At 56.1% G+C, this 10954-nt stretch carries 6 protein-coding genes; 5 read left to right on the top strand and 1 reads right to left on the bottom strand.

Going from position 1 to position 10954, the window contains the following annotated elements:
- Positions 1-209: 209 nt before the first annotated feature.
- From AC2IBB_RS19615 to AC2IBB_RS19595, 5 genes are all read left to right on the top strand, one after another.
- Positions 210-3341, top strand: a complete 3132-nt coding sequence (locus AC2IBB_RS19615) for a WGR domain-containing protein (RefSeq protein WP_486328445.1) — start codon at positions 210-212, stop codon at positions 3339-3341.
- A 10-nt stretch (positions 3342-3351) separates the two neighbouring features.
- Positions 3352-5025, top strand: coding sequence for an SWIM zinc finger family protein (locus AC2IBB_RS19610; protein ID WP_486328444.1), 1674 nt, complete (start codon positions 3352-3354; stop codon positions 5023-5025).
- A gap of 453 nt (positions 5026-5478) precedes the next feature.
- Positions 5479-7242 carry a reverse transcriptase family protein gene (locus tag AC2IBB_RS19605; RefSeq protein ID WP_486328443.1) on the top strand — a complete coding sequence of 588 codons (1764 nt, stop codon included), beginning with the start codon at positions 5479-5481 and terminating at the stop codon, positions 7240-7242.
- A gap of 66 nt (positions 7243-7308) precedes the next feature.
- Complete coding sequence (locus AC2IBB_RS19600; RefSeq protein ID WP_486328442.1) at positions 7309-8001, top strand: aspartate/glutamate racemase family protein; 693 nt, start codon at positions 7309-7311, stop codon at positions 7999-8001.
- Positions 8002-8116: 115 nt separating this feature from the next.
- Positions 8117-9175, top strand: a complete 1059-nt coding sequence (locus AC2IBB_RS19595; RefSeq protein WP_486328441.1) for a hypothetical protein — start codon at positions 8117-8119, stop codon at positions 9173-9175.
- 95 nt (positions 9176-9270) lie between these two features.
- Here the strand turns inward: AC2IBB_RS19595 and AC2IBB_RS19590 are convergent, their stop codons facing one another.
- Positions 9271-10929 carry an electron transfer flavoprotein-ubiquinone oxidoreductase gene (locus tag AC2IBB_RS19590; RefSeq protein WP_486328440.1) on the bottom strand — a complete coding sequence of 553 codons (1659 nt, stop codon included), beginning with the start codon at positions 10927-10929 and terminating at the stop codon, positions 9271-9273.
- Positions 10930-10954: the final 25 nt, after the last annotated feature.

Below are 10954 nucleotides of genomic sequence, written 5' to 3'. Positions count from 1 at the left end.
GCTATGTTATTCTTACTCACTTTCATTCTCCGCTCCTAAGCGCCTGCGGCTGAAATTTCCGTTCATCGCACTCTGACTGTGGCGATGTCCGCATGACTCACGAAAACGAGATGGGACGCTCGTTTTGATCAGCGCAAGGCTTCGCCAGTGAGGGCCGCAATTTTAATTTGGAGCGACGCATCCTGTTATCCCGTAAGGATAAAGCCGATATGAAGCTGATAAAAAAGGCCAGCCTGCATTTTCAGGAAGGAAACTCCAACAAGGTTTACGAAGTTGATTTATGCGAAGCGGCCAGCCGTAAGGACGACCGTTTTCTGGTCAATTTTCGCTACGGCCGTCAGGGTGGAGCGTTACGCGAAGGCACAAAAACGCCCGCGCCGGTGACCTTGGAGGAAGCGGAAAAGCTGTTCGACAGCGTTGTCGTTTCAAAGACGAACAAAGGTTATTACGACGCCAGTCGTGGCGCGCCTTCAACGCCTGCGGGGGACTCTGGCCCCAGGGCGGCTGTTCAGGATGGCCCCACGGACCTGTTGGTGAGGCTGCTGGAAAAGCTGCGTCAGGAATGGGATAACGGCAAGCGGGCCCGCCTGATCTGGCGGCTGGGCGAGTTAGGCCGCCCAGAAGCCGGGCAGGAGTTGGCGGGGTGCGTCGGCAAAGGGGACTGGCTGCAGGATTTTGCGGTCGCCTGGGCGTTGGGACGCACCCGCGCGACAGATTACATGGAAGATCTGCATCGCTTGCAGAATTCGAAAAACAGCACCGTCAGCGCCATGGCGTTTGAGTCGATACTGGCCCTGACGGAACCCTCGCAAAGAATGACGCTGTTGCAAACGCAATGGAATCAGATGCCCTCGCCATTACAACAGGCGCTGACCTCCGGCGACGACGTGGGCGTGCGTCTGCAACTGGAAAACGGTCTGAACGCCGCACCCGCCGGCGCCAATGATCTATTAAAAAACGCTTATCTGCTGGCGCTGCATTATCCTGCGCTCTATCAGGCGCTATACGGCTGGCTCAGTCAGTGCAAGCTGGCGCCAGGCGTATTCAGTGGCGTGCGTTATATCTACAAAGCCGCTGAATTCCGTCTGGACGCTCGTATGTTCGCCCTGCTGACGCGGCGTTTTGAGACCAGTCGTGAGTTCTTCCAATACCAATGGGACTGGGCCTGGTTGCCGGGCGTGGGCAGCTTCAAACCGAAAAGCGAGCTGAAAAAGCCCGATCCCAAAGTCGCCTACTCCAACAAGACCCGCAACTACCTGCGCCGTCGTAGCTGGCGCAGCATCAAGCGCATCGGGCAGGTGGACGATCTGCGTTATGTCGACATGGCGACGGAAATCCTGCTGACGGTGTCGGATGCGGACGCGGGACAATCCCGCAAGTCAGACTTCTATCGCTGGGAGCGCAATGGCCGCCGTTACGAGCACAAGCTGGTATCAAGCAACTTCTACGGCCACTATGCGGGTTTGCTCGCGTTCAACCATATTCTGCGCGGCTCCAGCTCGCAATATAAATTAGCGCCCAGCGGGCGCGCCTGGATAAAAGTCTCTGATGAGCCTGCAGAGGGGGCTCGTGAGGAGGCCTTCGCGCATCTCTGGGATCAGCGCCCCGATTGCGCGTTGCGTTTGTTGCTGGAGAGCCAGTGCGAGCCAGTACACGCGTTCGCTTGCAAAGTATTGGCGGCGAGTAGGACTTTTTGTGCGGAAATTGCTGTCTCTGATATTGGGCGTCTGTTGCGCAGCCGTTATGAGGCGACTCAGCGATTCGCATTGCAGCTCGCGCGGACCCGCCTGGACGGCAATATCGAACAGGGACTGCTGCTGGCGTTGCTGAACAGCGGCCTGGATGAAGCGCGGGCGCTGGGAATGGAAATTCTGGCGCGACTGCCGCAGGCGTCCCTGGCCGAAGCGTCACTGCTGACGGCGTTATTATTGGCGCAGTATGACGAAGTACGCCGCTTTGCGGCGGATAAGACCGCACAGCATTTATGGTCTGCTTCCGATCAGGCCCAGTGTCTGCATGCTCTGATCGAACAGGCGTTGCAAACGACGCCTGAACTGCCGCCGGCCCTGGCGCAGGAATCTCACGCCGTGTGGCTGGCGGACTTCTGTATCGCCCGCTTCGCAGACGCCTGCCGGGAGCTGTCTCTGCACTTGATCGACCGTCTGCTGGCGGAGCGCAGTACGGCGTTGCAACTGTTCGGCGCGCGTTTGCTGGTGGCTCATGGCGTCGGCTTTGGCGATATTCCCGAGCGCTTGCTGCAACATATCATGCAGTCAGACTCGTCGGCGGTGCGCGCTTGCCAGACCTTGCTGTTAGGCAAGCAGCCGGACGCAGAACTGATTAAACAGGCGGGTTTGCTCACCTTGCAGTTCTTCGAGGGCGAGGCGGATGACCGCAACGCCGCCGCCGCTATTCTTAAACGTTTGGCGCTGGCGCAGCGGGAATGGGCGCAGGCGATTCTGCATCACTTATTGCCGTATACATTCCGTAGCGAGAAACAGGACGGCCAGCGTGAAGAGTGGCTGGCTTTCTTCAAGGACGCACTCACCGCTGCGTTCGACGCCGTGGACGATAATACCTGCTGGCGTCTGTTGCAGGCGCAATCCACCGGCGCCCAGCAGATTGGCGCGCTGCTGTTGCAGCAACGCAGTCCGCTGCAGTTTAGCGTCCGTCAATGGGCGCAGTTGGCGAAGCATCCCGATGTGGCGGTGCGTCAATACGCCTATAACGCCTATGAAGCTAACCCGGATCGTATTCTGGCGGAGATTCGCGACGCATTGCGCATTCTCGATTCTGACTGGGATGACTGCCGCGAGTTCGGTTTCGCTTTCTTCCGCAGCCATTATGAGGACGCCGGCGAAACTCTGTGGACGCCTGAGCTGGTGGTGTACCTGTGCGACAGCGTGCGGCCGGACGTGCAACGCTATGGCATGGAACTATTGCAGCGTTTCTTCCAGGAGCAAAACGGCGTCGAGTATCTGTTGAAGCTCAGTCAGCACCCTTCGGCCAATGTGCAGTTTTTCGTGAGCAACTTTCTCAATGAATACGCCGCCGGTCACCCTGAGCGCATTTTCAGCCTGCAAGGCTACTTCACCACGGTGCTGTCGCAGGTGAATCGCAGTCGCGTCTGTAAGGATCGTATTCTGGCGTTTTTATCCGAGCAGTCGCTGCTCGATGAACAGGTGGCCAATATGGCGGCGGATTTGTTCACCCGCATTTCCCTGACCGTCGTGCACAAAGACAAAGCTGCGTTGATCAAGGCTTTGCTGGATCTGCGTCGGCACTATCCGCAACTGGGAACGCCGCTCAGCGTCAAGCCCGCCGAAGTAAGAGAATATTAAGGAGCCGTTGATGGAGTTTCGCTACCGTTATCACGGACACAGCCGCGTGGACAGCAATGCGGGCAAGACGGACCTGTCCTTCGCCCCGGACAGCCTGCGGCCGCCGACCCACTTCGTCGGCAAACTGAGAAAACATATCGCCTTTCGCGAAGCGATTTCCGCGCTGCATAACGTGGTCATTTCCGACATGCGTTTTCAGCCCAAAGACAAAGAAGAATACAAGCGCTGGCTGGCTCAGGAAGAGCAGAACATGCTTGCGGAATTCATGTCCCGCAAAGAATCGCTGCAGACGGAGATTCGCTCTCTGCGCAGCGAGCTGGACGATCTGAACAAGCAGAGCGACAAAGTACTCAAGCCTTACTACGACGCTCAGCGTCAGTATTTCAACTATCTGTACAAACATGATCTGGACGCCTGGTATGTGCTGGACCCGGTGATCACCGTGCATCCAGACCAGGTGTTCTTCGAATGTTTTTCTGAAGATGAATCCAGCTATGGCAAGTTGAGCTGTGGCTACGAGGTGTTTGAGACGATCAGCGACACCGCCTGCGGCACCACGAACATTGATTACTCTCAAGGGTTGTATAACGAGTTTCAGAAAATTCGCGATTACCGTGAAACCTTGCTGCAGGTGGACCCTGGCGGTTTCAGCGTGCAGACCGGCGATGACGATCAGTTCGATGAGAAGAAAATCGATCTGCCGGAAAGCTGGGTGCGCGGTTTTCTGCAGGTCAGTTCGGCGATGACGTTGCCGATGGTGAAGATCGAATTGCAACCTATGGACGTGCATAACCTGTGTTATGTGCTGCGCCGCAAGAAAGAGCGGGTTGGTCCAAGGGCGATGCGTTACGAACTGGAGCCCGGCAAGCCGGTGCGGGTGATATTCGAGCCCTGGGGTGAAGAAGTGGTGTGCAGCCGTTCTATCTATCAGGGTCATGAAGCGCGCAGCATCCGCGTGTGGGGGCGTCGTCGCCTGCATATTCTGGAGCGCTTGATTCCGGTGGCGGACAAATTCGTCGTGCATCTCATGGGCGATGGCCTGCCCAGTTTCTATGTGGCGGAAATGGGTGATCTGACCTTTACCTTGGGGCTGTCCGGCTGGAGCGCCAATGACTGGTCGCGTATGGGTAACTTTGATTTGATGGCGCCGCGAGCGGAAGTGGATGAAATCACGCTGCGTCGCGTCTATCACGGACTACAGGAAAACTGGCTGGAGAGCGCCGGTAGTCTGGCTGCGCGTTTGGGGCTGGACGAGACCGTGGTGCAATCCGCGTTGTCCATATACAGCCAGCAGGGGCAGGTTCTGTTCGATCTGGCGGAGGGCGTTTATCGCGTTCGTGAATTAAGCCGGGAGCCTCTGCCCATAACCCAGTTGCGCTTCGCCAATGAGCGTGAAGAAAAAGCGGATAACTTTAACAAAGCCAATTTGGTGAAACTGAGCGCGGTGGACGTCAATAATGGCGTGCTGTCATTGCAGGGGGAAGTAACCGACAACGCCGTCGCATACCATCCCAAAGTGGCGATCGACGCCGATCAGAGACTGCGTCAGGGTGAATGTCAGTGTCACTTTTACGTGCATAACCGTTTGCGCAAAGGACCCTGTGAGCACATGCTGGCGCTGCGCAAGCAACATCAGATTCAGCACCCCTATGTCTTCGCTGGGGCAGAGGAGGCAGGGCGATGAACGCATTTTTTCCTGTTAAATCAACGGCAGGGTTTGCTTGTTTAACGCAGGTTGTTATACTGCCCGACGGCGGTAGCGCGACAAAACTACCTTGCAATCCGAGCGGTGGATCGCCGTTCTTGCTTTTAGACTTATCACGCTTCACTGGCCAGATCTTTACTGGGCCGTACTGCACCACCTATCGCTATTGCGGTTTGGTTTCTACGAAACCAATGAGCGATAGGTGGTGCGTACGGCGTCGAGTTGATCAGTCCAGTTCTGAGAATTCTACGAAGGGAAACCATGTCGCGCTACCGCCTTCTTTTTGCGCCTCTCCGGCGCGCTCCCTGGCGTCCTCATCTTCAAACCACACATACAACTCGTTATCCGCTCCTGTCAGCGGTCAGTCTGTTTCCGTGCGTGTCGGTCGTCGCAGCGCGCCGTTGTCGCCAGCATTGAGAGGAGGGCGTTGAGATGAGCGAAGAGAAAAAACTGACCCGTCAGGAAATCTATCAACGTATCCGCGAAACCAGCAAGGACGAGTACATTCTCTCCGAGATGGTGCGTCTGGGATTTTGGCCGGATAATTCCGAGAAGCCTTCTTTGTCGGAAGCGTTTATCAAAAAGCGCGCTGAACTGCAGGCGGCGTTGCGGGAGCTGGGGCAACAGCAGATGCTGTACTCCGATCCAGAAAAAGCATTGAAGGAAATGCACAAACAGCGCAAGCAGGCGGCGCTGGCCAAGCGGGAAGAGACGCGTCGCAAGCGCAACGAAGAGCGATTCCAGCGGGCGCAACATTGGCGCGAGGTGCAGGCGCAACAGATCACCTACCTTGGCGAAAACGTGTCAGGGGGATTGGGCGATGCAGCCTCAGATGACGCACGTCTGCGCAGTCAGAATCTGCCGGTCATAAACGCCGCCGAGGAGTTGGCGTCGGCGATGGGCGTGACGTTGAACGAATTGCGTTTCCTCGCCTACAGCAAAGAGGTGTCCAAGCTCAGCCACTATCAACAGTTCGCTATCGCCAAAAAGACCGGCGGCGTGCGCGAGATTTCCGCTCCCATGCCGCGTATGAAGAGAGCGCAGTATTGGATTCTGGACAACATCTTGGCGCCGCTGTCTCTGCATGAGGCCGCGCATGGCTTTGTCGTCGAGCGCTCCATTGTGTCTAATGCGCAGCCCCACGTCGGCAAAGGCGTGGTCATCAACCTGGATTTGAAGGACTTTTTCCCAACCGTTTCCTATGCGCGCATCAAAGGCGCGTTTCGACATCTTGGTTACAGTGAACAGATCGCCACTATTCTCGGGTTACTGTGTTCACAGCCAAAAATGCAGGAAGTGGAAATGGATGGCCAGAAATGGTTTGTCAGCGAAGGCGAACGTTTCTTGCCTCAGGGCGCTCCGACCAGCCCGGCGATCAGCAATGTGATTTGTCGGAAGCTTGATCGTCGTTTGCAAAGCATGGCCGCCAAACTCGGCTTCACTTATACCCGTTACGCGGACGACGTGACCTTCTCCGCCGACGGCAAGTCGGACGATGACGTCAAGCGTCTGTTGTGGCGCTGCCGTAGCATCATCAAGGATGAAGGTTTTGTGGTGCATCCGGACAAAACCCGGATTATGCGCAAACATCGCAGACAGGAAGTCACCGGCGTCGTCGTGAATGACAAGGCGTCGGTGGAGAGAAAACAACTGAAGCGGTTTCGCGCGCTCTTATTTCAAATCGACAGAGACGGTCCCGCAGGAAAATCCTGGGGACGGGGTGAGTTGTTCGCCGCCATCGACGGCTTCGCTAATTATGTGGCGATGGTGAACCCGGAAAAAGGCGTGCCGCTGCAACAGAAAGTGGCCCAGTTGAAGCTGAAATATGGCGTGAAAGTGAAACCTTCCCGCGTACTGGCGTTGAATAAAAAACGCATGCGCATGAAGGCGGCGAAAGGCGAAGCGCCTCGCGACGATTGGTGGCAGGCGCAAGCGACGGCTGCGCCGGAACTGGAGAAGACGGCGGAGCAGGTGAAGGAAGAGCGCAAGGCGGAGAAAGCGGAACAGCAGGCGCAAGCGGTTCCGGCTACGTCTTCTGCGGATGCCGCGCCAGTGCGAACTTCCTCTCCAGTGCAGTCACAACAGCAGGCCCAACCATCCGCTCCAGCGCCTGAAGGTGAGTCCCACGCTAAAACAGGATGGATCATGTTGGCCATCGGTATACTCATTTATCTTGCGATGAAGATGCTGGGCTAGATCGCAGAGGCTTCGGGTTGCGTAAAAATGGCCCTAAATATGGACGGGACGACGAGGAAGAGAAAGGTGTCCAGACATATCGGCATCGTGGCATGTAGCGCCGAGGGCGCCGCCCTTTGTTATCGCACTATCTGTGCGGAAGCCCCTGTGTTGATGGGAGAGCATCGGCATCCGGAAGTATCGCTGCATACGCACCCAGTGGCGGATTACATGCCTTATCTGAATGAGGGCGATTGGCGCGGAGTGGCGGATTTGATGCTGTCGTCCGTCCGCAAGCTGGCGATGATGGGCGCGGACTTCGCCATCTGTCCGGATAACACTATTCACCAGGCGTTTCAGATGGTGCAGGCCGAATCGCCCATTCCCTGGCTGCATATCGCGGAAACCGTGGCGCAGGCGGCGCAGATGCGAGGCTATCGCAAGCTGGGAATCACCGGTACGCGCTTTCTGATGACTGGGCCTGTCTATCCTCAAGCCTTGAGCAAGTTCGATATCGGCAGCCTGATTCCGAATGAGGCGGATCGAGAACTCATTGATCAAGTGATTTTCAACGAACTGGTGAACGGGGAGTTCAAAGAAGGGTCCAGATTGCGTTTCAATGAAGCAATCCGGCGATTAAGAGACCGCGGTTGCGATGCGGTGGTGCTGGGTTGCACTGAAATTCCACTGTTGATCAATCCCGATGATTGCCCGCTGCCAACATTAGACTCCACTCGTCTGCTGGCCCGGGCTGCCTTGGCGGAAGCGCTGCGTGCATGACGCTTCGGCGTCGACCATCACTTTAAGATGTGCTCTTTCCACATTTCTAATCTTATCGCTCCCTGATAGCATGCGGTGACGTGTATCCCTCATTTTCAGGAAGCCCTCCACTTTTATGAAAAATAAGAAAATAATCCTAGCCTTTCCTTTGCTGTTTCGCTGCTGGGCGCTGGCCGGCATTGCTGCTCTAAGCGCCTGTTCAGACTCATCGCCTGACGCCGGACCGGGTGGCGATGACGAGGTGGAAGCGCCGCCGGATTACAGTATTGATGGCGATATGGATATTGAGGACGACGCCCTCGACTGGAATCCCGCCGATGATGGCTGGCGCAAAGGCCGGCTGTTTGTGGAACTGAAAATCGAACAGGAGGGCTCCAAAGTGGAGCACAAGGTTCATCAGGGGTTGAGCGGACCGGAAACCACCCAGATTGACTGGTCATATAGCCTGGTCGCTAACGCCGATCAGGCGGTCTGGATTCGACCCGACCTGGATACGCTGATCCCGGATATGGACCCTGAATACGGGCGCGGAAGTTGGGAATCGGAGCCCTATATGCCACTGGGTGATGATAGTGAGCTGGTGGTGCAGGGGGAGGTGAAAGTCAATCTGTATCTTGAGTCGGATACGCCGGATGCGTCCGACTATGTACGCACCAAGCGGGAAGTGTCGGCTTCGGGGAAAGTCACTGGTTTGACCATCAAAACTCTGCAACCTTCGTTGTATGGACAGGGCTACGAGTTTTCTGCGGAATGGGAGCCTTCCTTGAATGTTAAAGACGTCACTACGCTGACAGACCGTAATGGCGCTAATCAGGTCTTGGATGAAAGCGGCGCCTTTAATGAGCCTATAAAGTTACGTCTATATCCACCGCTTAACCCGGATGGGATCAATGACTACCCCTTGGCGGCAAGCGATGATCCGGCGGACGTCAAAGCGGGAATGAAGAAATTCGAACAGGAAATCTGGCAGTCGCTACAGCAACTGAGCGACACTCCGATACTGGGCGAAGGGCGCACCGGTCTCATTACCGGGCAAAGCAAAGACAGCCTGACCCTGACTTACGAATACGACGGCGACAAACAAATGCCATACTGGCCCAGCCTGGAAACCCTGGCCGCCAAACCCGATAAGAAAAACACCATGATGGTTAAAGTGCGATTGCAGGTGGACTGATTGCTGACGCTTCAGGCTGTCGGAGCAGGGTTACAGCCTAAATAAAAAGCCGGCGTGAACCGGCTTTTTTGCACTGCATGTTTGGATAGTTTTCACTACATGTTCGGATAGTTGGGGCCGCCGCCGCCTTCCGGGGTGACCCAGATGATGTTCTGGGTGGGATCTTTGATATCGCAGGTTTTGCAGTGTACGCAGTTTTGCGCGTTGATCTGGAAGCGCTTGCCGCCGTCGTCATTCTCAACCACTTCGTAAACGCCGGCAGGACAGTAGCGTTGCGCCGGTTCGTCGTACTTGGGCAGGTTGTAGTTGATTGGCACGTCTTTGTCCTTGAGGGTCAAATGACAGGGCTGGTCTTCTTCATGGTTGGTGTTCGACAGGAACACTGAGGTCAGACGGTCGAACGTCAGCTTGTTATCCGGCTTCGGATAGCTGATTTTCGGACACTCGCTGGCGGGCTTCAGTGTCTCGTGATCTTTCTTCAGATCACGCAGTGTAATGGGCAGGCTCCTGCGCAGAATATTCTGCTCGAAGAACGCCAGAGCGCCGCCCAGGATGTTGCCGAACTTGTGCATGCCCGGTCCGAAGTTTCTTTCTTCGTACAGCTCTTTGTAGAGCCAGGACGCTTTGTACTTATCGGTGAAAGCGGTGAGGTCTTCTTTGCCTTCAGAGCCTTTCTGGAGTGCTTCAAACACTGCTTCTGCGCCGAGCATGCCGGACTTCATGGCGGTGTGAGAGCCTTTGATCTTGGAGAAGTTCAAGGTGCCGGCGTCGCAGCCTAGCAATAAACCGCCAGGGAAAGTCTGCTTCGGCAGAGCGTTAAAACCACCTTTGGTGATGGCGCGGGCGCCGTAGGACACACGCTTGCCGCCTTCCAGATATTTGCTGATTTCCGGATGCAGCTTCAGACGTTGAAACTCTTCGAATGGAGAAACATGCGGGTTGCTGTAACCCAGGTCGGTAATCAGACCGACATAGACCTGATTGTTCTCCAGGTGGTAAAGGAAAGAGCCGCCGGTAGAACTGCTTTCAGCCAATGGCCAACCCGTCGTGTGGACGACCAGGCCGGGCTCATGCTTGGCGGGATCGATGTCCCACAGTTCTTTGATGCCGATGCCGTAGTGCTGCGGGTCTTTGCCTTCGTCCAATTTAAATTTGGCGATCAGTTCTTTGCCCAAATGGCCGCGGCAGCCTTCGCAGAACAGGGTGTATTTGGCGTGCAATTCCATGCCGGGCGTGTAGGAGTCTTTATGCTCGCCGTTGTGGCCCACACCCATGTCGCCGGTGATGATGCCTTTTACGCCGCCGTCTTCGTGGTACAGAATCTCGGCGGCGGGGAAGCCGGGGTAGATTTCCGCGCCAAGGCCTTCCGCCTGCTCCGCCAGCCAGCGGCACAGGTTGCCCAGGCTGATGATGTAGTTGCCTTCGTTGTGCATATTGCGGGGCACAAACGCATTGGGGACCTTGATGGCGTTTTCCTGGCTGCGTAATACGAAAATGTCGTCTCGGGTGACGGGGGTATTGAGGGGAGCGCCTTCTTCCTTCCAATTAGGGAAGAGCTCGTTCAGAGCGGTGGGTTCGAAGACGGTGCCGGCCAGAATATGCGCGCCGACTTCCGATCCTTTCTCCACGACGCATACGGTCAGTTCCTGCCCTTTATCCTTGGCCAACTGGAGAATTTTGCAGGCGGCTGATAAGCCCGCCGGTCCTGCGCCCACGATTAGTACGTCAAACTCCATCGATTCGCGTTCCACCATTGATCTCCTTTTAGCTTCACAACTC

Source organism: Hahella sp. NS-SX17 (genome assembly GCF_057367735.1).
The sequence above is the reverse complement of the archived record's forward strand: the minus strand, read 5'-3'. Positions and strand labels throughout refer to the sequence as shown.